The 22,254-nt window shown below is 63.3% G+C and carries 18 protein-coding genes and 1 pseudogene; 8 read left to right on the forward strand and 11 right to left on the reverse strand.

Going from position 1 to position 22,254, the window contains the following annotated elements; genetic code table 11:
• Together EEB12_RS17050 and EEB12_RS17055 are read right to left on the reverse strand one after the other, a co-directional pair.
• On the reverse strand, window positions 1-1,143 hold the full coding sequence (locus EEB12_RS17050; protein WP_046379547.1) for an Ig-like domain-containing protein: 1,143 nt from the start codon (window positions 1,141-1,143) through the stop codon (window positions 1-3).
• 270 nt (window positions 1,144-1,413) lie between these two features.
• Window positions 1,414-3,366: an O-acetyl-ADP-ribose deacetylase gene (locus tag EEB12_RS17055; RefSeq protein ID WP_141488184.1), complete on the reverse strand. Its 1,953-nt coding sequence runs from the start codon at window positions 3,364-3,366 to the stop codon at window positions 1,414-1,416.
• A 78-nt stretch (window positions 3,367-3,444) separates the two neighbouring features.
• Between EEB12_RS17055 and EEB12_RS17060 the strand changes: the two genes are divergently transcribed.
• From EEB12_RS17060 to EEB12_RS17070, 3 genes are all read left to right on the forward strand, one after another.
• The gene (locus tag EEB12_RS17060; RefSeq protein ID WP_141488185.1) at window positions 3,445-4,125 is read left to right on the forward strand and encodes an NUDIX hydrolase; all 681 of its coding nucleotides are present in this window, start codon (window positions 3,445-3,447) and stop codon (window positions 4,123-4,125) included.
• A gap of 61 nt (window positions 4,126-4,186) precedes the next feature.
• Complete coding sequence (locus EEB12_RS17065) at window positions 4,187-5,311, forward strand: dihydrodipicolinate reductase (RefSeq protein WP_141488186.1); 1,125 nt, start codon at window positions 4,187-4,189, stop codon at window positions 5,309-5,311.
• A complete protein-coding gene (locus EEB12_RS17070; protein WP_019745891.1) occupies window positions 5,308-5,787 on the forward strand; it encodes a carboxymuconolactone decarboxylase family protein in 480 nt (159 codons plus the stop codon). Before EEB12_RS17065 ends, EEB12_RS17070 begins: the two co-directional genes overlap by 4 nt.
• Window positions 5,788-5,789: 2 nt before the next feature.
• Here EEB12_RS17070 and EEB12_RS17075 read toward each other — a convergent pair whose 3' ends face one another.
• The 6 genes from EEB12_RS17075 to EEB12_RS17100 are packed head-to-tail and all read right to left on the reverse strand — an operon-like array spanning window position 5,790 to window position 13,567.
• On the reverse strand, window positions 5,790-6,578 hold the full coding sequence (locus EEB12_RS17075) for an SDR family NAD(P)-dependent oxidoreductase (protein WP_029256589.1): 789 nt from the start codon (window positions 6,576-6,578) through the stop codon (window positions 5,790-5,792).
• Window positions 6,568-8,313, reverse strand: a complete 1,746-nt coding sequence (locus EEB12_RS17080) for an N-acyl-D-amino-acid deacylase family protein (protein ID WP_141488187.1) — start codon at window positions 8,311-8,313, stop codon at window positions 6,568-6,570. Before EEB12_RS17080 ends, EEB12_RS17075 begins: the two co-directional genes overlap by 11 nt.
• Window positions 8,310-9,971: a class I adenylate-forming enzyme family protein gene (locus tag EEB12_RS17085; RefSeq protein ID WP_141488188.1), complete on the reverse strand. Its 1,662-nt coding sequence runs from the start codon at window positions 9,969-9,971 to the stop codon at window positions 8,310-8,312. Before EEB12_RS17085 ends, EEB12_RS17080 begins: the two co-directional genes overlap by 4 nt.
• A 19-nt stretch (window positions 9,972-9,990) precedes the next feature.
• A complete protein-coding gene (locus EEB12_RS17090) occupies window positions 9,991-11,031 on the reverse strand; it encodes an NAD(P)-dependent alcohol dehydrogenase (protein ID WP_141488189.1) in 1,041 nt (346 codons plus the stop codon).
• Window positions 11,028-12,182, reverse strand: coding sequence for a serine hydrolase domain-containing protein (locus EEB12_RS17095; protein WP_141488190.1), 1,155 nt, complete (start codon window positions 12,180-12,182; stop codon window positions 11,028-11,030). Before EEB12_RS17095 ends, EEB12_RS17090 begins: the two co-directional genes overlap by 4 nt.
• Complete coding sequence (locus tag EEB12_RS17100; protein WP_020971222.1) at window positions 12,179-13,567, reverse strand: flavin-containing monooxygenase; 1,389 nt, start codon at window positions 13,565-13,567, stop codon at window positions 12,179-12,181. The genes EEB12_RS17095 and EEB12_RS17100 overlap by 4 nt, the downstream gene beginning before the upstream one ends.
• Window positions 13,568-13,734: 167 nt before the next feature.
• Here EEB12_RS17100 and EEB12_RS17105 point away from each other — a divergent pair, with 167 nt between their 5' ends.
• Window positions 13,735-14,391 (forward strand): TetR/AcrR family transcriptional regulator, encoded by a 657-nt coding sequence (locus EEB12_RS17105; protein WP_021333340.1) that lies wholly within the window; start codon window positions 13,735-13,737, stop codon window positions 14,389-14,391.
• A 19-nt stretch (window positions 14,392-14,410) separates the two neighbouring features.
• On the opposite strand, the gene EEB12_RS17110 is transcribed toward EEB12_RS17105, so the two are convergent.
• Complete coding sequence (locus EEB12_RS17110; RefSeq protein ID WP_141488191.1) at window positions 14,411-15,997, reverse strand: helix-turn-helix domain-containing protein; 1,587 nt, start codon at window positions 15,995-15,997, stop codon at window positions 14,411-14,413.
• A gap of 171 nt (window positions 15,998-16,168) precedes the next feature.
• Between EEB12_RS17110 and EEB12_RS17115 the strand changes: the two genes are divergently transcribed.
• The 4 genes and pseudogenes from EEB12_RS17115 to EEB12_RS17125 all read left to right on the forward strand — a co-directional run bounded on the left by EEB12_RS17115 (window position 16,169) and on the right by EEB12_RS17125 (window position 19,006).
• On the forward strand, window positions 16,169-16,999 hold the full coding sequence (locus EEB12_RS17115; RefSeq protein WP_141488192.1) for a siderophore-interacting protein: 831 nt from the start codon (window positions 16,169-16,171) through the stop codon (window positions 16,997-16,999).
• A 74-nt stretch (window positions 17,000-17,073) separates the two neighbouring features.
• Window positions 17,074-18,159: an ABC transporter substrate-binding protein gene (locus EEB12_RS17120; RefSeq protein ID WP_070795476.1), complete on the forward strand. Its 1,086-nt coding sequence runs from the start codon at window positions 17,074-17,076 to the stop codon at window positions 18,157-18,159.
• 40 nt (window positions 18,160-18,199) lie between these two features.
• Window positions 18,200-18,577: pseudogene (locus tag EEB12_RS31050) on the forward strand (maltose acetyltransferase domain-containing protein); the annotation flags it as partial.
• Between the two features lie 24 nt (window positions 18,578-18,601).
• On the forward strand, window positions 18,602-19,006 hold the full coding sequence (locus tag EEB12_RS17125) for a sugar O-acetyltransferase (protein ID WP_306294065.1): 405 nt from the start codon (window positions 18,602-18,604) through the stop codon (window positions 19,004-19,006).
• Window positions 19,007-19,017: 11 nt separating this feature from the next.
• Here the strand turns inward: EEB12_RS17125 and EEB12_RS17130 are convergent, their stop codons facing one another.
• A complete protein-coding gene (locus tag EEB12_RS17130) occupies window positions 19,018-20,565 on the reverse strand; it encodes an ABC transporter ATP-binding protein (RefSeq protein ID WP_141488193.1) in 1,548 nt (515 codons plus the stop codon).
• Window positions 20,566-20,567: 2 nt separating this feature from the next.
• A complete protein-coding gene (locus tag EEB12_RS17135; protein ID WP_141488194.1) occupies window positions 20,568-22,196 on the reverse strand; it encodes an ATP-binding cassette domain-containing protein in 1,629 nt (542 codons plus the stop codon).
• Between the last annotated feature and the right edge of the window lie 58 nt (window positions 22,197-22,254).

The raw sequence follows: 22,254 nt of genomic DNA on the forward strand, positions 1-22,254 counted from the left end.
TCACGACCCGAATCCCGGGGTACCAAGGCTGCCGAGGCTACCGGTGCCCGGCTCGGGCTCGGACGGTTCGACGACGTTGATCGTCACGGCGCCCGACATCGACTCCATGAAGCCTGCAGATCCCGTGTAGTACGCCGTGATGTTGTGGTCGCCCACTGTTGTCATCGTGCGGTTGGCCTTCGCGACGCCGTTGACGACGGCCACCGGAGCGCCGAGGTCGACCCCTCCGTCACGGAACTGCACTGTTCCTCCCGACGGCCAAGGAGTGACCGTCGCCGTCAGTTCCACGGAGTCACCGACGACAGCTTTACCGGGTGCGTCGATTCGCGTCTGTGTCTGAGCGAGGCTGGAGTCGACATTGATCACGGCGAGCGGCTGGCCGCCTGCGTTCAATCCGGCCGAACGATTGTCGCGTGGTGAGCAATTGGTGGTCAGCCAGTATTTGACGCCGCCGAGCAGGGTTTCCTGTTGCAGGAAGGTCAGGTAGTTGGCGGCACTGTCGTAGGAACCGGAGTTGGTGTCGGAAACGCGGAGCATGGGCTTGATCTGGGTTCCCACAGCCCCTGACGTGACGGTGACGTCGACTGCCGGGAGCTGGAACGTCTTTCCTCCACCGACCTCGATTCCGCCGCCGCCGTTGTCGTCGGTGTTGGGTCCGTTGCCCGCCGTGATGTTGTTGCCGGAGATACGAAGATGCGTCCCATTCGGATCGGGTGAACCGGCATCGTTCACCCGCGTGATCGTCGGGGCGACCCCACCCAGATTCGAGCTGGTGCCGGCCACGATCTGCGCCCCCACGTAAGAGGTGCCTGCAGGGATGTCGAAATCGAACTTGAGACGTGTCCAGTTCACGACGGACCTGAGGTCGTAGCCGTCATTGGGGACCGTCATCGGCTTGGGGGCGAGTCGGTAGGTGAAGGTCGAGTTCGGCGGAACCACGGTCGGGGCACTGATCGTGACGCCGGAATCACGCGTCTCGTTGTGTGTGATCGGACCGGGGAACTGCCACCCGTGACACGATGCCGTGAACGGAAGGTTCACATCAGCGGCGGATGAAACTCCCGCTCCGCCGACGACCAGGGCAACGCATCCGGTCAAGGATGCGGCCACCCCTACTCCTCGGCGCATCAACGTCGACACCATTCACATTCTCCTTGAGTAGCGCTCGAAAAGATCGAGCTCTCGGCTTGAAGCCGGGTCCGGGAACCGGCCTCGAGCTGACAGAGAAGCGAATACGTCTTCGTCGTTTGCTCACCACCAGCTCAAACCCTGGAGAGGAGTAGAACACAGAGCGAGCCGCGAAATATGCGATTCGGACAAATTGTTGGACAAACGTCCAACCGGCGAAATTTCTCCACTTGTCTGACCGCTCTGCACTGCTTTGACGTGGCGTGAAGTGGGCCCGGTAAACGGTCAGGCGATCGCGCGGCGCATCAGTTCTGCCGTCTCCTTGTTGAATGCGACCAGTGTGACCGTCTCGACCTCGGTCTTCGCCGCGCGAATCGCTGAAACGGCCTGTCGGACCGCATCTTCCTTCGGCCAGCCGTAGACCCCTGCCGAGATCAACGGAAAGGCGACGGTTCGTGCGCCGATCGAGTCGGCAACGGCGAGACTGCGGGTGTACGCCGACCGAAGCAATCCGGATCGGTCCTCGGAGCGCGAATACCTCGGGCCGACGGTGTGAATCACGGCCTTGGCGTGGAGCTTTCCCGCGGTGGTGGCCACGGCCGCACCCACCGGGAGACCGTCGGGAAGGCTGGTGTTGCGCAATACCTCGCAGGCCTTCAGGATCTCCGGTCCTCCGGCTCGGTGGATCGCGCCGTCGACACCGCCACCGCCGAGGAGCCTGGAGTTGGCCGCGTTGACGATGGCGTCGACGGTCAGCGTCGTGATGTCACCTTCGACGACTGTAATAGCGGGCATGGATCCTCCTGGGTACCCGACGGCTGTGTGTCCGACGGCCGTGTGTCCGACGGCTGTGTGTCCGACTGCTGTGTTCCAGAGTTCACGCTTCGGGCGAGCCCACGGCATAGCCGAGCGTACGTCGTAGGGATCACGTCCGATCAACATCGAGTATCGCGCCGCAACCGACGGTGTGCGACTGTGCGCCTGAACACAATGAAGGAGTACGCGCTTTCCCTCGGCCCGCAACGCCTGGACGGTGCGCGCTGCGTCGTCGAGAACGAACTCGAGGTTGGCGTTGGAATCGTGACCGTCGTCGACCAACCAGAACTCGACGTGATCGGAGCTGACCTGCCGTGTTCCCATGCGGCACAGGCTGACCACGGCGTCGTAGTCCGCCGTGGACACCGCATCGACGCCGCCGAGCGTGACGCCGTCGTCATGCGGATGTGTGGTCAGGTGGTGGGTTCCGCGGAATTTCGAGTAATCGAGTTCTGCGGTCGACGGCCATCCGTTCTTGTCGTCGGTACCGCCGCGAGCAGTCTTGATCGCCAGGCGAACCAGATCGGAGGAACGGTATCCCGGCCAGCCGTGCATGATTCGGCGCCAGCGGGCGGGAACCGCCGACGCTCCCCAACGGGCGCCGAGAAGGCCACCCGCGATGGCCGCCGTCGTGTCGGTGTCCCCGCCGGCTCGTACGGCTGCTTCCAATGCGTACTGGAGGTGGCGAGCATCGGCATTGTCCGTGGAAGTGATGGCCCACCAAGCAGTCTGAAGTGCATGCACCACCCAACCGTTCTTGGAGAAGTCCTGCGGGTTCCCGGTTTCGGCCCGATCGAGCAGCGGGCCCCAGTATTCGGCTACCTCCTGATCGGCAACGGAGAGGAAGCCTCGAACGCCGTCGAAGTTGCCGGCGACAACGGCATGGCGGATGGCATGGGTCCACAACTCGCACGCCTGTCCGGCACGCGGGTCGTCGTGCGTGAGTGAACTGATCCGGTGCGCGGCCGCCATGGCACCTTCTGCATCGTCCAAGTAGGAGAGGGCGACGGGAGCGGTGCGCATGAGCGAGCCGTTGCCGGCCTTGCGGCCGCTGATCGCCCGCGCACGATCCGCCATCGCCGCTGCGCTTTCGGAGCGGACGGACAACACTGCTCGCGTCTGGTTGCCGATGTCCGCGGGCTTCGAGTCGTACCACCGGATGAACTGTGCTGCAATGGCATCGAGACCGTCAGAGCTTCCGATGTCGATTCCGGTGGCGGCCACCTCGGCGATCGCAACTGCCATCGAGGTGTCGTCGGTCCATTCTCCCGGCGCCCAGTCGAACGGGCCGCCACCGATCATGTCGATCGTGACCTCGGCCTTCGGGTAGGTGAATTCGTAGCCGGCGCCGAGTGCGTCTCCTGCTGCGGTGCCGAGCAGAACGCCGGCCGCTCGATCGGACTGCTGTGCGGTGAGTTTCATAGCCACCTCTTCGGTTCGCGACGATCGTTTGATCAACTTTGCGCTAACCATAGATCATGTTTGAGATAACATGCAAGGGTGAATAAATGGACAGACACGAGCGGCAAGGGATTGACGGACTATCCGCGTCCGTCTGTGGCAGTGGACGTCGCGGTGCTGACGTACAGCGGTGGATCTCTGAAAGTTCTGGTCGTTCGGCACCGCCTCGGGGCGCTGGCGCTACCGGGAACGTTTCTGCACGAACGCGAATTGCTCACGGCCGCAGCCGATCGTGCCCTGTCGGTCAAGGCCGAGTTGGCCCAGACGAGCTTTCACCAGTTGGCGATCTTCGACCGACCGGACCGCGACGACCGTGGATGGGTTTTGTCGGTCGCACACACGGCTTGCCTACCGGAATCGGCGCTGCCCGATTCGGCGCTTCTCGTCGATGTGTACGACGACGAGGCAGTGAGCGGACTCGCGTTCGATCACGCCGACATGGTGCGACTCGCGGTCACGGACCTACGCGCGAGGTATGCGTCGTACGTGGATCCGGACGGATTGTCGGGCGGGACGTTCACCGTCGCCGAACTTCGGGGACTGTACGAGGTGATCTTCGATCGTCCGTTCCAGAAGGACAGCTTCCGCCGACAGGTGTTCGACGCGATCGAAAGTACCGGCGAGATGAGCAGACCAGGTAACGGCCGACCCGCCGAGACGTACCGGAGGCGGGGTGACGGCGCACTGGCTGCGCAGGCAATGGCATTTTTGACCGGATGAAGTGAAACGAATTCTTGCAGTTCTGCTGACCTGACGCGCTGAGCTGGGTAATGTCCGATTGATGGGTGCAGTTTCGAATGAAGCCGAGTCCAAGATTCCGACTGTCGTGTGGGGTACCGGCAACGTCGGGCGTGCATCGATTCGCGCTGTGACAGCCAATCCTGCCCTCGAACTTGTCGGCGTCATCGTTGCCAACCCCGCAAAGGTCGGGCGAGACGCCGGTGACCTCGCCGATCTGGGAGTGCACCTGGGCGTCGCGGCTACCGACGACGCCGATGCCGTGCTCGCAGCGTCTCCCGGCGCGGTGGTCTACGCGGCGTCCGGCGACATTCGGCCCGATGACGCGGTTGCCGACATCACGCGGGCGCTGGCCGCCGGAGCTGTAGTGGTCACGCCGTCGGTATATGCGCTGTACGACCCGAAATCTGCGCCTCCCGAACTTCGTGATCCCGTCGAAGCTGCCGCCAAGGCGGGCGGCGGCGCTCTGTTCGTCTCCGGTATCGACCCAGGCTGGGGCAACGACATCCTGCCGATTCTCGTCAGCGGGCTCGCGGGGACAATCGACCAGATCCGGTGTCAGGAAATCTTCGACTACACGACCTACGAACAGCCGGATTCTGTCCGCTACCTGATCGGGATGGGTCAGCCGATGGACTACGAACCTCCGATGGTCGCGCCCAGTGTTCCCACCATGGTCTGGGGCGGGCAGATTCGGCTCATCGCCCGAGCGCTCGGGGTGGAACTCGACGAGATCCGCGAGACCTTGCTGCGCCGCCGGCTCGAGGAAACCGTGTCGACCGAACATATGGGGGAGTTCGCGGCCGGCACCCAAGGCGCACTGCGATTCGAGGTTCAGGGAATCGTCGGCGGGGAACCCCTGATCGTGATCGAACACGTCACGCGTATTCATCCGTCCTGTGCCCGCGACTGGCCGCTCCCGCCAGACGGAGGCGACGGCGCGCACAAGGTGATCGTCGAAGGACGACCACGAATCGAGATCAACGTCGAAGCCACCGATGAAGGTGGAAACCGCGCGGCCGGTGGAAATGCCACGGCCGTAGGACGTCTCGTCAACGCCATTCCGTGGCTACGTCAGGCCGAACCCGGCCTCTACGACGCGCTGGACGTTCCGCTCACACCCGGCGTCGGCAAGCTCGGTGCCCGAAACTCGGAGGTACTCACATGAATATCGACATACCCGAAGGCAAGAACCCGATCGGCTACGTGTGGGGCGAGATGGTTCCCGGCATCGGGCCCGCGGCCGCCGGGTTCTCCCAAAAGGTCTACACGGACGGCACTCTCGGACTCCGCGAGTTCGAGGCGGCCAGGCTTCGGATCGCTCAGATCAACGGGTGCATCTTCTGTCAGGACTGGCGCACCGAGCGTGACGGCGAGACTGTGGAGTCGACGTTCGATCAGGCTGTCACCGACTGGCGCACCACAGATGCCTTCGACGATAGGACGCGCCTCGCTGCCGAATACGCCGAGAGATACGCCCTCGACCACCACGGGCTCGACGACGAGTTCTGGGAACGTATGACAGCTCACTACTCCCAGCGAGAAATCGTCGAGTTGAGCATGTGCCTCGGATCGTGGTTGGCCTTCGGCCGGCTCAACCACGTCCTCGGCCTCGACACTCAATGTGTGTTGCCCGGCAACTGAACCTAGTTGCCCAGCGTCGTCAGATCCGGGTAGTTCGAGACCTCCCAGCCGCCGTCGACGACCAGACTGGTTCCGGTGATGTACGAGGCGTCGTCGCTGGCGAGATAGAGGCAGGGGCCCGCGATCTCGTCGGGAGTTGCCGCTCGGGACATGGGGATTCGGCTGAGAAACATGTCGCGGGCGGGTTCGTAGTTCATGACCGGCGCGACCAGTGGCGTGTCGACCAGGCCGGGTAGAACGGCATTGACCCGGATCCCCGACGCAGCGAGTTCGATCGCGGCATTCTTGCTGAACATCTCGACCCCGGCTTTGCCTGTCGCGTACGCGCTCCCGTAGGGGCTCGGTACGTGCGCGTTCAATGAGGACACGTTGACTATCGCACCACCGCGACCGTGCTCTCGGATATGCCGCGCTTCATGTTTGGTGCAGAGGAAGACGCCCTTCTGCACCAGGTCGATGGTGAAGTCCCAGTCGGCCTCGTCGAGGTCGACGATCTGCCCCACCCTCGACGCCCCGGCAACGTTGAAAGCCAGATCGATACCGCCGAATTCCGCTGCCGCAGCGGCAATTGCCTCGGCAACATCGGATTCCTTGGTGACGTCAGCGGGAACGGCGAGGAAAGACGCGCCGTGCTGGGAGGCTATCTCCTTCAAACCCTCTGCATCGATGTCGATTCCGGCTACCTGTGCGCCTTCGCCGATAAGTCGTAGTGCGATGGCTGCACCGATACCTGATGCTGCGCCGGTGACAACCGCGGTTTTGCCGGCAAATCTGGACGTGTTAATGGGCACCTGCTTTCAAGAACTTTCCGGTTCGGCGGTTGCCGAGAACGGGTGCTGCTTCTCCGTCGCCGAAGACGTACTCGCCGCCGACGAACACTGCGGTGACGGTCTGATCATTGCGATTGACCATGCGGGAGAGGTTGTCGTACTCCACGACCGGACTTTCGGCGTACGCCTCGAGTGAATCGTCGAGATGGGCGGGATCGATCACAACCAGGTCGGCGCGGTCACCTAATCGAAGGTGCCCGGCATCGACGTCGTACCACTCGGCCAGTTCGCCGGTGAGGCGATGCACCGCTGCCTCGACGGTCATGAAGGGACGGCCGACCTTTTGGGCATCGTAGACACGTCGTAGCAGTCGTAAGCCGAAGTTGTAGAACGCCATGTTGCGCAAATGCGCTCCGGCGTCGGAGAACCCGAGTTGGACGCCGTTGTCCTGGGCGAACTTGTCCAGAATCTCCGGCCGGTGGTTCGAGATGGTTGTGCGCCAACGCACTTTCGTGCCGTGTTCGAGGACCAGATCCAGGAATGCATCGACAGGGTGGAGGCCGCCTCGTTCGACGCCGACCTGCCCGAAGCTCTTGCCGACAAGGGATTCATCGGGGCAGGAGACGATTTCGGCGTCGAAGAAGTCGCGGTGCCAGACTTTGACGCCGAATTTTTGATCGTAGTCCTTGCGGAATTGCCGACGGTACTTCTCGCTCTGCATCAGAACGTTGCGTTCCATCTCGTCGGTCAGATGCAGTGCTGCAGCGCCGGATCCGAACTCCTCGAAGACAACCAGGTCGATGCCGTCGGCATATACCTCGAAGGGAACTGGCAGGTGCTGCCAGCGCAGGTCGCCGCCGAGTCGATTGACCAAGTGTGCCAGTGGGCCGAGGATCACCACGGCCAACTTGTTGGACTTGATGTCGGCCGCCGAAAGCATGCTCGTCTTGAGTCGCTTACGCCAGATACCCGCGCTGGAGAACGCCATAGCTCCGGTACTCATCGGGTTGGAGAGGTCAGGTCCGGCCTGAAATACCCGTCCTCGGCGGCGCAGGATCGCATTGAGTCGGCGTCGTTCTTTCGTGGTTGCATACGTCGACGGCAGCGTGCGTGAGCGGCAGGTCTCACCGTCGAGTTTGTCGAACAACAATTGCTGACTGGACATCCCGACGAATCCTGCGTCGAGAGCTTCGGTCAACTGTGCTTCCATCGACGCGAGTTCGGTGTCGGTGGGGTGCACGCCCTTCCGGGTAGCACGATCCAGTCCCATCTCGGCGGCTCGCATGTCGGAGTGTCCGATGAAGGCTGCAATGTTGGGACCTAGCGGAAGCGCCTCGAGTGCAGCAACATACTCTCTCGCGGAGTTCCAGGTCTTGGCCCGCGTGAGTGCTTCGACGACGTGCTTGCGTGGGATAGCTTCGACGCGGCCGAAAAGGTCGCCGGCGTCCGACGGGCTGGCGTGAATGGTGGACAGGGAACACGATCCGACAAAGATCGACGTGACCCCGTGTCTGAGAGATTCGCTCAGCGCCGGGCCTTCGAGGATCTCGACGTCGTAGTGAGTGTGGATGTCCACGATGCCCGGGATCACCCACTTGCGCCGCGCGTCGATGACACGGGGACAGTCGGTTTCGTCGAGTGGATCGAGGGAGATGGCAGTGACCAGCCCGCCACTGATACCCAGATTGCGGACAGCTGGTTTCGCCCCGGTGCCGTCGAACCACAGACCGTTGTTGATCACGGCGTCGTAGGTCATGAGATAGCCACCTTTGCGCGTATCGTCTTCCCGGTTGCATTGCGAGGCAGAGGAGTTGTGCTCAGTTTCCACTTCACCGGCACCTTGAAGTAGGCCAGTCGTTTGGCGACATAGTCGCGTAGTTCTTCTTCGGTCGCCGCTCCCTCGCTGCGAAGAACGACAACGGCCGCCACTTCTTGGCCGAGGTCTGCCGAATCAATGCCGATCACAGCGCATTCGAGTACCGCGGGATGCTCGTCGATAGTCTGCTCGATTTCGAGAGGGTAGACGTTCTCGCCGCCGCGCAGGATCAGATCGGACCGGCGGCCCGTCAGGCGGAGTCGGCCGTCTTCGAGAACTCCGAAGTCGCCGGTTCGGAGCCATCGGTCGGGACCGATGGCGGCAGCAGTTGCAGTCTCGTCGTTCCAGTATCCCGACATCACATACGGACTGCGAGCGCAGATTTCGCCCTCCTCGCCGTCGGGAACCGCAACACCGAATGGATCACGGACCTCCACACTCACACCGATGATGGGCCGTCCGAGAGTTCCGGGGAACGCGGCGAGTTCTGGTGGCGTGGCAACCGAAATGCCGGTGGAGGATTCGGTGAGCCCGTAACTGTCGACCAAGGTGTGCTGCGCAAAAGGCATTCGTGCGCGCAGGCGGTCTTGCAAAGCCGGAGATGACGGCGCAGACGCGAGTGCAAAGGCGCTCAGTGAGGTCAGGTCGTACTTCTCGAGACTGCCATGTTCGAGGAGACGGGTTGCCATGGTGGGGACCACCGCCCAGTTGGTGACCTTCTCGCGTTCGACAAGGGAAAGGACTTCGTCGACGTCGAAGGCGCCCTGATGGATGACCACGGCTCCGCCCGTCGCGAGTCGTGGGATCGCCAGGTTATGCAGGCTTGCAATGTGAAACAGCGGCGCGGTCAGCAGATACCGCAAGTCACTGGGTCGGCCGTCACTGGGTCGGCCGGTGAACGCCGCAGCGAGGCGATCGCTGTAGCGGTGGTAGTCGATGACGGCCAACACGTTTCGATGAGTGTGAACAGCGCCCTTGGGGCGGCCGCTGGTTCCGCTCGTGTAAAGAATGACGGCCGGATCGTCCTCGTCGACGGACGTGCGGGGCAGTGCCGAACCCGAATACTTCTCCATCAAGGCCGGTAGATCCTCTTCCATCGTGAGCACGGGAACATCGGTGTTCACTTCGGAAAGAACTTGTGCGCGTTTGGCGTCGGCGATCACCACGGTGGGAGTGGTGTGATCGATGCCGTATTGCACTTCACGGGCCACCCACCACGAGTTGAACCCGACGGCGATGGCGCCAAGCGACTGAGCCGCCCAGAAGGTCATCACCCATTCCGGCGTATTGGCGGCGAGGATGCCCACCCGATCGCCCTTGCGAACGCCGTAACGCTCGCGCAGCGCCGTGGCCAGTGCCGCTACGGCCTCGCCGTGCGCGAGGTAGCTGAAGCGTCGTTCCTTGGTCACCAGGTAGTCGCGTGATCCGTAATCGAAGGATGCGGCGAGCACATCGCCGAGTGCCTTGTCACGGTTCTTCATGACGGGCATCGAGCTGCCGAGTACATCCTCGACTTGCATCTCGAAAGGACCACCGGGGCCGGTCAGCCCGGCCATGACGGACGCGATGAATGCTTGTGTATCAGCGGAAGTAGTCACGTGAAGTGCCTTTCGAAGATTAGGGTACGAGCACTGCGCGTCCGGTGACCTTGCCGTGTTCGAGACGGTCGAGTGCGTCGCGGGCATCAGCGAGGTCGAAGCGGGCTACTTCTACCGTTACCAGACCGGCCTGTGCCAGGGCGATGGAATCGACGAGGTCGTTTCTGGTGCCGCCATAGGACTTCCGGATCGATGCGCCCCACGGCCAGCCCGGTCCGCCGGCAGCTTCGGCTGTGATTCCCGGGTTTCCGCCTCCGAGACCTACCATGCGATACGCGCCGTTCGGCGCAACCGCTTGAACGGACATCTGTGCAGTTGCGTCGATACCGACGAAGTCGAAGATGACTTCTGCGCCTCTGGCCGACGTGAGGTCGAGGATGTGCTGCGCGGTGTCCGGTCCCGATTCGAGCATGATGTCGGCGCCGCAACGTTTGGCGAGATCGAGTTGATCCTGTCCGACGTCGACGGCGATGATGCGCACGGCACTGATTGCCCGAAGTATCTGTACTGCAACGTGACCGAGTCCGCCGACGCCGATCACGACGGCGGTGGCACCGGGCTGGAGATGTTCGCGTGCGCCGCGAATGGCGTGGTAGCTCGTCAGTGCTGCATCGGCGAGTGGTGCGGCCTGCAGGAAGTCGAGGTCTCCGATGGGTACGAAGGAGCGAGCCGGGATCTTGACGTACTCGGCCATTCCGCCTTCGGGACCGAGCCCGGGGCAGGGCGGCATCGCGGTGCGTCCAGCGGCGAGGCACATGTTCTCGTTGCCGCTCATGCATTCTCGGCACTGGCCACACGACCAACAGAGGTAGACGACGCCACGCTCTCCGACGGAACAGCCGTCGACGCCACTCCCGACGGCTTCGATCGTTCCGGCAATTTCGTGGCCGATGGTCAGCGGTTCTTCGCGCATCTTGTACGGAAAGTGCAGGAGGTGCAGATCGGAGTGGCAGATTCCCGCTGCGCCCACCCGAATCAGCAGTTCCGATGGACTGATCTCGGGGATCGGCACGTCGTTGATCTCGAGGAGACCAGGCCCCATGAGCTGAGCTGCCTTCATGAACTGGCCTCGCTGATCTCGGAGTTGTACGCGGCGCTGAGGTACGCGTTGCTGCGGTCGGATCCGATCAGACCCGGTGCCATCTTGTTCATGACGTAGGCGAAAGTTAGCCGACGGTCCAGATCGTTGACCAGCATCGAGCCGCCGATACCGGCCCACCAGCAGGCGCGTCCGTCGGGAACCAGCGGTGCGGTATCCGGGTGCGGCAGTCCGTATCCGATGCCGAACTTGAGCGGAGTCATGATCCCGAGGTCGATACCGTCGGCTTGGATCTCGAAGATCAGGTCGATGGTGCTCTGCGAGAGCAGCTTCTGGCCGTCGAGCACACCACCGTTCGAGATCACGGATTGGATCCGAGCGATAGAACGTGCGTTGCCGTGGCCGTTGACTGCGCCGATCTCGGCCTCCCGCCAGGGCGCGGTGTTGACCTCGGGGTAGTCGAGCAGTGGGCAGGTCAGGGTCTTGATGAAGATGCTGTCCTGGTCGAGCGTGGACAGGTCGAACTCCAACGCGGGCGGCGGAACCATGGTGGCTATTCGACCGAAATGCTCTGCGGACGTGCCGATGTGGAAGTCGGCTCCCAGTGGACCGGCAAGCTCTTCGGCAAAGAACCTGCCGAGGGTCCGACCGTCGATGCGACGAATGACTTCACCGACGAGATGGCCGTAGTTGATCGCGTGATAGCCCGACGCCGTACCCGGGGTCCACCAAGGCTTCTGGGTAGCGAGGCGAGCGGTGGACGTCTCGAGGTCGTAGATGTCCGTCAGTTCGATCGGGCGCTCCCAACCGGAGACGCCAGACGTATGCGATAGGAGGTGGCGAACTTCGATGTCCTCCTTGCCGTTTACCGCAAATTCGGGCCAGTAGTGAGCAACCTTCTGGTACACGTCCAATTGGCCGCGTTCGACCAGCAGGAGCGCACACAGAGCCGTCATGGTCTTGGTGATGGAGAAGGTGTTGACGATGGTGTCCGGACCCCAAGGAGTGGTACGGGATTCGTCGGCGTATCCGCCCCAGATGTCTACTACTGCTTCTCCGTCGACGGTGATGGCGATGGAGCCACCCAACTCCTCACCGGATTCGAGTTGCGCCTCGAAGGCGGTGCGGACGGCTTCGAACTCGTTGTTGCAGTGACCGTTCACCGTGCTCATGCGCGATCCGCCTTCTCGAGTTCGTGTGCGGCTGCACGCGCCGCAACAGGTAGCTTGTTCCCCGAGGCCGCGGCACGCTTGGTGCCCTTGGCAATTTCCTTGTTCATGTTGCGGACGTACGGGTCGAACTCGAGCTGAATGGTGTGGCGCGGTGACTTGTAATAGGGGGCGAGGAAGTACGCCTCGTCGGCCTTGGTGATCTCCTGCATCTCGTTCGCGGACGGCAGTTGGTATTTCCCGGTCAGGTAGGCGGCAACGAGTTTGCTCTGCTGCTCGGCGAAGTTGACGAGCGTCGGCATGGGCTGGGCGAGTCCCATGAAGAAGAGGTTGTCGATTCCGGGCTTCATCATGCGTTTGAAGAGGGGGAATCGGTTGTCTTTGTCCGGCAGCAGGTTCGGGTCGTCGAAGAAGGGGAAGCTGATGTTGTAGCCGGTGGCGCAGACGACCACGTCGACGTCCTCCGCGGTGCCGTCGGCGAAATGAACCTGCTTTCCGTCGAGTTTGGTGATCGCCGGCTTGAAGGTGATGTCGCCGGACCCGGCGCGTCCCAAGAACTCGCCACTGGCTGACGGATGTGCCTCGAAGGGGCGGTGGTCCGGCTTGGGTAGTCCGTAGCCCTCCATGGTTCCCAGGTTCTTGCCGAGGAATCGACGACTCAGGAACAGGCGCAGCCCCCGAGGCATCCAGGGCGGGGTGATCAGTTTGTCTCCCGGCACGCCGCCCAGGTATTTCGGCAACACCCACACGCCGCGGCGTGCCGAGACGATGAGCTTGTCGGCGAGGTATCTCTGCCCCAGTTCGGAAGCAATGTCCAAGCCGGAGTTCCCCATTCCGACCACGACAACTTTCTTGCCGCGCATGTCGATCGGATCGAACGGGTCGTTGTAGCTGTGGCTGTGCATGAGGACGCCGTCGAACTCGCCCGGGTAATCCGGGATGTTGGGATCCCAGTGGTGACCATTGCAGACCATCAGGACGTCGTAGGTACGGACTTCGCCGTCCGAGCGCGTGACGGTCCACAGTCCGTTTGCATCACGCTCTGCAGCAACAACACTGGTGTTGAAGATGATCGACTCACGCAGGCCGAAATGCTCGACGTAGTCCTTGAAGTACTGGAAGAGTTCGGAATGGTGGGGGAAATCGGGAAGGTCGGCAGAGACCGGGAAGTCCTCGAATGCCAAGCGCCACTTCGACGTGTCGATATGCAGGCTCTGGTAGCAGGCCGACATTCCGTTGGGGTTCTTGTAGTACCAGTTTCCGCCGACCTCGTCGGACGCTTCGTAGCAGTCGAAGGGTATTCCGAATTCCTTCATTCGCTTGGCCGTCGTGATTCCGGTAGGCCCGGCGCCGATGATGCAGACGCTCGGCAAGGGGGAGGGGCTCATTCGCCATCGCTTTCTGTTCTGTCTCGGGCGTGCGCGAAGAAGAATCGAAGCCCGAGAAGTGACTTGAGTCATAGTGCGCCATTCGCTGACGATGTGTCAATGAATGACGCAATGTTTTTTGATGACGGTGAGTCGGTGATTTGCCAGGAAGTCGAAATGCGAGCAAGGTGGGCGACGTGAGCACGACTACCGATGGCCCGAAGAACAGGCGGGGAACCCTTCGCGACGAGCAGAAACGAGCGACGCGGGCCAAACTCGTGGACGCCGCACGCACTCTGTTCGAGGAACGGGGATACGCGGCTGTCACGGTCGACGACATCTCCTCGGTCGTCGGATGCAGTAGAGCCACGTTCTACGTGCATTTCGCCAGCAAGGTGGAGATGCTCAAGACGATCGGCGCGGCCGGGATGGCGGCGAGTGCGTTCGCTTTCTACATCGATCTCGATCGGGTCCTCGACACGAACTCTCGCGTGGAGTTCACCGCATGGCTGGAGCGTGCCTTCGACTGGTTCGACGAGAACAAGCGCCTGCTGCCGGCGTGGGACGAGGCCGTGGCACTCGAACCGGAGTTCCGCGAGACAGCGCGAGACGGTATGACCGAACTACCGAATGCCATGCCCAAGTATCTGGGTCGGTGGCCGGTGGAACAGCATGACGAGGCGAGGTTGCGCGTCGAATTGCTCGTGAGCCAGCTGGAGCGATTCTTCACACGCTGGGCCGTGCAGGGGACGATCGACGTGACTCGGATGCAGGCGGCCGAGGTTCTGACCGACATCTGGTTCCCGGCCCTGTCGCCGGAATCCAAGGGCGGCGACGAGCGGTAGATGTGAATCCGACGGAGGTTCACGGGTCGATGAGTCCTTCGGGAGCGCCCCGCCAACCGCGGCGTTGGTAATCCCGCGGCGACATGCCGTGAGCCGCGATGAAGACCTTGGTGAATCCGGACGCGTGCGCGTAGCCGAGTCGACGGGCAGTCTCTCCGGCCGCGAGGCCCTCCTCGAGATAAGCGCGGGCGAGGGTCATCCGCAACTGACCGCGCCAGCGCGGGAAGCTCTGGCCGGTGGCCGCTACGAAGTCTTTGAGGAGCATGTCCTCGTCGACGCCGAGCCGAGCGCTCCAATCCGGCAGCGTGCGCGAATCGGCGGGGTTCTTCCGGAGTGCGGCAAGGATCGTTTCGACTGGATCGGCCTGATCGCCGCTGGGTAGGGGCACTGCCGCGGCACTTCGAATCAGCCTCGCGATCCGGGCGGGGTCGTGGATCTCGGGGCGCAGGTGGGTGTAATTCGCGACCACCGTGTGCAGCAGATACGCCTGCGCTTCGCGCGCGAAGTGCAGCACACGTGGGGGCGGTGCGGTAACTGGAGAGGCACCCGGCTGGGATCCGAGGGGAAGTAACAAAGAGCCTTCGGCGATCTCGACGCTGTTGCGCACTCCAGCGGGAAGCCACATCGCGTCACCCCGTCGCAGATTCCAGGTTCGGTCGCCGAAAGTGACCCGGGCGGAGCCTCGGTAGATCCAGACAACGACGTGAAAGTCGTTGACCCGTGCCCACGTTCCACTTGCGGGGATCGTCGGGGGTGCTGGTGCCGATCCTGACCGGGCGCCTTCTTCGGACAACAATGCAACGCCCTGTGCCAGGGTCTCGTCTTCACGGGGCGGCGTCGGGCGCCGGTTGGCGCGTGCGTAGTCGGTGGGTGTCATGCCGGTGTGTTCTCGGAAGGCGCGGGTGAAGCCCGCGGGTGTCGCGAATCCGACCTGGCTACCCGTCCAGCCGATTTCGCGGCCGGCGGCCAGATATGAGGTCGCTGCCGCGATCCGGGCCGAAGTACGCCAGCGCACGAATGACAATCCCGTTTCCTCGGTGAATCGGCGCTGCAGGGTGCGGACACCGATCTTGAGTTGCTGGGCGAACCGGGAAAGTTCGATGTCGTCGGATGGCGTCCGCAGCAGCGTGCGTGCGATCTCGAGGGTTTCGGCCGAGCGTGGCAAGCGCGGTGGCGAGTATGACGGGGAGTTGTCGTCCCCGTCGGAGTGAACACCCGCGACAAGCTCGATCAGTCCGGCTCCCGCTGCCGTCTCACCCCGAAGAAATCCCAAGTTGTGCGCGAATTGGTGGACGAGCCAGTCCTGCCAGTCTGCTGGGATCTCGAAGTCGATGACCCGGTTCAACGCGGGCGGCAGGTCGGCCGCGGGCAGTGGGATGGGAAATGCGACCGTGCCCGGATCGACCCGGATGCTGTACGCGATTCCCGCCGGTACCCAGATTGCCGCCCCCGCAGTCACACTGCGGGTACGGCCGCCGATCTGCAGTTCTGCGCGCCCGGTATGTACCCAGAACAGCAGTGGCTCGCGTTCATTCGCGATCGCGGCGAGCCGAGCAGCGGGGATCTCGGGGACTTCGCCTGCGGGGAACACCAGCCGTGGTCCCACGATGCCCTCCCGACGTCGATGCATTCTCTTCCAGCCGACCGATGAGTGTAAGAAGTCGGCACGCACGGATAACCCTAACTGATTAGGGCAGGCTAGCTTTATTTATTGGCCCTCCCGTCGTGATCGAACGTGGGCCGGACCCCCGTCTGTGCGCTTCCGAGGAGACTTTCCGTGCCCCGAAACACCCGTCCGACAACGGCGTACCCCGTTACCTTGCGTGAACTCGAGGTACATCGGGTGACAGAGGTGACGCCGGGCATGCGGAGAGTGACGCTCACCGGAGCCCAACTCGACACCTTCACCAACGCCGACGGAATTGCCGAACCCGCCTTCGCGAGTACGGGCTTCGACGACGACATCCGGTTGCTGTTCACCTACCCCGGCGAATCCGACCCGGTCCTGCCGGTAATGGTCGACGGCAGTGTGACTTTCGCTGCGGGGCGCCGTCCGCTTGCCCGCGCATACACCGTGCGCCGCTACGATCCGCAAACAAGGGAACTCGACGTCGATTTCGTCGTTCACGGCGACGGAGTGGCTACCACCTGGGCGCGGGACGCCAGCCCGGGCGACCGAATGCACATCGCGGGCCCCTCTGTATCGCAGGGACTCCCGGAAGATCACGAGTATCTGCTGGCCGTCGGTGACGAGACCGCGTTGCCGGCGATCGCACGTCTGCTCGAGGAATTGCCCGCCGATGCCAGGGGGCATGTGTTCGTCGAAATTGCGGACTCGGCTCACATCCAATCGGTGCGCGAGTTGTCCGGGGTGAGTGTCACGTGGTTGCCACGCGAGGGGGCCGAGCCCGGCGCTACTACTTTGTTGCTCGACGCGGTCAGTGCTGCCGAATGGCCTGACGGACGCGTATTCGCTTGGCTTGCAGGCGAACAGGCGACGGTTCGCTCGCTTCGGCGTCATTTGATTCGTGATCGAGGAATTGCGAAGACCGACATCGATTTCACCGGCTACTGGAAACGCGGCGGGGCCGTGCGCGCAGATTCCTGACCTGGCTCCATCGCTCACCCAACACCCTTCACCTCAGCAACACCGAAAGTGCTCGATAACACCGAAAGGCAGAAATGACAGTCCTGCGCACCAGACGATCACGGATCACCGGACTGATCGGGGCCGCGCTCGCCGCAGCGCTACTCGTAACCGGGTGCTCGGCCTCGGCCGAAGACTCGAAAACGGCATCCTCTCCCGGTTCGGAGGGGAACGCCCTGCCCGCTGCGGAAGGAACGACTACCTACCCGCTGACCCTGGAATCGCCATACGGTACAAGTATTCTCGAGAAGCGACCGGAGCGGATCGCCGCCATCGTGCCCAATGCCGTCGACACGGAAATCCTCCTCGCGCTCGGCGTCAAACCCGTGCTCTCCTCGTCGATGGTGAAGGAATCGGCTTCCCAGTCGTACTTGTTGCCTTACGACGCAGAGGATCTCGACACCTTCGAGTTCGCGATGGGCGGAACACTTCCCGTCGAAGCCATCGCCGCGAGCGAACCGGACCTCATCGTCGCCGTCGGCTGGGCTGACGGCCTGGGTGGTTTGTCCATGGGCGACTACTACGAGCGTTTGTCCTCCATCGCACCGGTTGTGACGAGCCCCGACACGAAGTCGCGGATGCTCGTGCCGTGGAAGGAGTCGATCCGTGTTCTGGGCGAGACCCTCGATCTCTCGAATGCGGCTGAAAAGGTTGTGGCAGAGCATGATCAGTACTTCGCCAAAGTGCGTGAGGAGAACCCGCAACTCGCGGGTCTGACTGCGACTTGGGCGATCTTCTACGGCACCGGCAATGGGCTGCAGTATCTTTCAGCGCCAGGTTCGGCGCCGGCAACATTCCTGGGTGAGCTTGGTTTCGCCGAGAATCCGCGTGCGAAGGAGTTCGTCACCCAGAGCACGGTCGGAGAGGAACTTCTCGAGAACATCGATGCGGATTTCCTGCTGATCGGTCGCAGTGCCGCCGGCAGCGAAGAGGATTTCGACAAGCTGACCGGCGGGAAGCTCTTCCAAGCACTCGGCGCTGTGTCCTCCGGTCATTGGGTTGGCCTGCCTCCTCGCACCGCCGACGGCGGGGATGTTCTGTGGGCAATCACGAGCGGTGGCCCGATCGGAACGACGTGGGCGGCTGAACATATCGTGCCGCTCATCAGCGCGAAGCTGTAGACGGACAACTGGAGAACGGAAAGCACTCACCCGTCGCCACATGATTGTGTGGCGACGGGTTGTTCGTACAGCAGGTGTCCCGGGTTGGGGTCACCGATGGAACGAAAAAAGCCGCGCAACCTGGGGTGATCGGTCCGGCGGTAAAGGTGTGCGATCTCGTTCGCCGTCCGGGCTGCATTGGAGCCTCCCTGTTATAGCGCTCGATGGGGTGCGGTGTGCCCAGTCGGAGTGCGGTGGCGCGGTGTGCGACGATCCGCGGGTGGGAGAACAGGCGGATCGTCTTGCTCGTGGTGAGTGGTATCTCGATGATGACGAGCTGCGGCAGCGGCGGCTTGAGTGTTGGCGTCGACTCGACTCGTTCAATGGGGCTGCGGCGGACGACGACGCTGTCCGCTCACGGGCTCTCGCTAGTCTTTTTGGTGAGGTAGGTGACGGAGCTTTGGTGGTGCCGCGGTTCCAATGCAGCTACGGATACAACATTCGGCTCGGAGCCAACGCATTCGTCAACGCGAACGGGTTCTTCATGGATGATGCGCTGATCACGATCGGTGCGGACGTGAGGATCGGGCCTGGAGCCCAGCTGATGACAGCGTTGCACCCTGTCGATGACCATCTACGGCGTCGCGAGGGATGGGAGCGAGCCGCTCCGATCGTCATCGGCGAGAACACGTGGCTCGGTGCCTCCGTCACCGTCGGTGCAGGAGTTTCGATCGGTCATAACGCCGTGATCGGTGCCGGAAGTGTGGTGTTGCATGACATTCCCGATCACGTCGTTGCTGCTGGATCGCCTGCAAGGGTTGTCCGTCGTACACCTGCCGAAGTAGAAGGACTGCAACGCGAGCACTAGGGCTTGCGATGTCAGAGCGTGATCGTGCGGGTGGGCTCCCAGATGGCGGGGTCGCGGTGGGTGACGACGAAGACGGTAGCCGCCAATTCCCGCACAGCGCTAGCGATGCGGCGCTCGGTGCCCTCGTCGAGAGCCGAAGTAGCCTCGTCGAGTACCAGGACGGGAGCGTCTTTGAGGAAGGCGCGAGCGATCGCCACCCGCTGACGTTCGCCACCGGAGAGAGCGGTTCCCTGGTGACCGATGTCCTGATGAATGCCGAGCGCCGAGCGGTCGAGAACGGCGCCGAGGGCAGCGCGCCTTGCGGCGTCCTCGATCTCGGTTTCGGTAGCGCCCGGTCTTCCCAGTCCGATGTTCTCGCCGAGCGTGCCCGAGAACACGAGTGGATCCTGCGGCACATAGCCGATGTGAGCAGCCAGGTCGTCGTATGGCAAGTCGCGCAATGAAACTCCGCCGAGAGTGACGCTGCCTTCGTCCGGGTCGTCGAAGCGCATGAGCAGCCCGAGAAGGGTGCTCTTCCCCGTACCCGAGCGCCCTGCGACGAGAACACGCTCCCCGGCGGGGATCTCCGCGTTGATGCCGCGCAGAACCGGAGCGTGGTCCACTCCGACGACCTTGATGTCAGTTCCAACAGGGCGCGCGGCGTCCTGGGACGCGGGCTCGGGTAGTGCGGGAGCCGAAGTCGCGGCCCGATAATCGCGAACCGTTGCACGCAGTTCATTGACTCCGATTCCGGCCAGAGCGAGTTCGTCGAGCGGGGCAGCGGCGCGGGCGGTGAGGATGACGAGCGCGAGAGCGGCTGCGGGATCGTCGAATCCGGTGGCGGCGAGGAAGATCACTGCGCCTGCCAGCGGCACAATGGTGGCGATCGCCGAGATGAATGTCGCTGGTGCCGCGGCGAGATTGGTCCGTGCAAGCGCGGTTTCCTGATCCCGCCAACTTCGCTCGATACGTTCGACGGAACGTGTGGGACCGGCTGCCGTGCGCAGTAATTCGAGATGATCGGTGAGCTCGAGAGTCGACTGCGTTGCTGCGAGTTCGGCCTCGTGCCGGCGCGCGTCCGCTCGGCTGAGAGCGCGTTGGGCGAGCGTCTGAGCCGCGAGCGACACGGCGAGCAGTCCGCCGACGAGCAGCATAACGCCGGGCCCCGCGACGACCGCGACTCCAGGAAGTAGGAGCAGCGGTATCAGTGGCGTAACGAGGAAGGTCTGAAGTTGGTGCGCGGGAACGCTCATCAGTGACGGGATTCCGCGCCCGGCGACGGTGGCGAGCAGCGCCCGGTTGTCGTCGGTGAACCACGACAGCTTGGTGCGGGCGAAGGCGTCGCCGAGCGCATCGTAGAGATCGCCGACGAGTCGAGCCCCGGTGAAGTAACCACCCCGCGAGACCAGGACGGTCACGAAGAGAGCGATTGCGGCCGTGGCCAGCACGAGAACCGGCGACCGGTGATCAGCGATCGAGAGGGCGAGGGTGGTGTACGCGATCGCCTCGAGGACAGCAACGGACACCCAACCGAATCCGATGGTGATCAAGCGGCGACGGGCTGCATTGGCGCTGTTCATTATTAGGCTCCAGTCAGGGCGGCATTACGCGAGGCGGCGTTGTGCGAGTTGGGACTGTCGAGGTCGAGTCGATCGTCGGCGTCGTCTGCAAGAGCAGGGTCGTGGGTGACGATCACGATCGTCTTCCCTTCAGCGTGCGCGAAGTGGCGCAGTTCCTTCAGCAGTTCGGCTGCTGTCCGATCGTCGAGCGCACTGGTCGGCTCGTCGAGCAGCAGTACTGCTGCGGGCGAGAGGAATACCCGAGCGAGCCCGACTCGCTGACGTTCTCCGCCGGAGAGTGAAGTGGCGTCGGTGTCGAGGCTGATGTCGATCTGTGCCCGGCGTAGTGCGGCGGTGTATTCTGCGTCCGTTGCATCGGGGGCGGCCAGTGCGATGTTCTCGCGCACCGTGGCCGGCAACACGTCTGCGCCCTGGGGTGTGAGCAGAATGGACTGTGGCCGCAGGTTCTCGTCGATCGTGAGGACGCTCTGGCCCGCGTAGCGGACGGTACCCAGTTCCGGGATCTCGAAGCCGGCCAGTGCTTTCAGGAGCGTCGACTTGCCCGCTCCACTCGGTCCCGTGATCGCAGTGATCGCGGCTGGGCGGAATGCATGCGTGACGCCGTCGACGACTCTGCGGTCCGCGATCATGACAGTCAGGTCGACGATCTCCAGGCGGTCGGAGGGACTCGACGCCGGAACGGTGAGTGCTTCACCGGCAGGGAGGGTGGGTTCGTCCAGGGCAGCGGCGAGCCGGACTGCAGCAGCGCGTCCAGCCGCGACGTAGTCGAGGCCGTGCCCGAGCCGCAGGGCCGGTGTCACGATTGCGAGGCTGAAGAGAATAGTGGCGGCCAATGTCGTTGCATCCCAGCGATATCCGACGGCATAGGCGATCGCGAACGTCGCCGTCGCCTGCATGAGGGCAACCGCGACGGCCGCGGGGGTAGCCACGAGTCGAACGCGCTCCTGCATTCCCCGGGTGAACCGTGCTGTCGATTCTGCATAGTCGGCGGCAGCGCCGGTCTGCGCGCCGTAGATCCGGCAGACGTGGATACCGCGGGCATAGTCGTCCACGGCGGTCACGATGCCGCCCATGACATCCGCACTTTCGGCGCTGTGCCGAGCGGCCATTCTGGGGATTACGAACAAGTAGAACAGTGCTGCCACGATGCCGGGAGCGAGAGCGAGAAGCGCTACGGGGCCGGCTGAGGCAACCAGTACCGCGATCGTGACCGCCGGGACCACGATCAGTGTCGCGAACTCGGCCGGTAGGTGTGCAGTCATATGGTGCAGCGCCGAGATGTCGTCCGAAACGAGCCTCCTCAGTGCGTCTCCGCTGTAGCGGGACAGCGTGCTTGCGGGCAGTCGAACGAGATGAGCTGCGAGCTGGCGTCGAAGCCTGGCCTCGAAGAGCGACTCGGCGTGATGCGAGAGCCACGACGACGTGGCCGCGAGCGTTACCCCGGTGAGCCACAGCCCACATGCCCACCCGGCCCAAGTCATCGACGGTTCACCGATGAGTTGCACGACGCTCCAGAGCGCACCGAGCATCGCGACCCCCGACGCTGCCGCCGCGACCACCCCGGCGGCCAATGCAGGCAGCGCCGGGCGCAAAGCCGGGACCAGCGACGGTTCGACGAGAGGGCGGGGCATGGATAACTCCTTGAATCAGCGTCCGGGTGCAGACACGACAAATGACCGAAACCCAAGG

This window comes from Rhodococcus sp. WS1 (assembly GCF_003797745.1).
Classification (GTDB): domain Bacteria; phylum Actinomycetota; class Actinomycetes; order Mycobacteriales; family Mycobacteriaceae; genus Rhodococcus_F; species Rhodococcus_F erythropolis.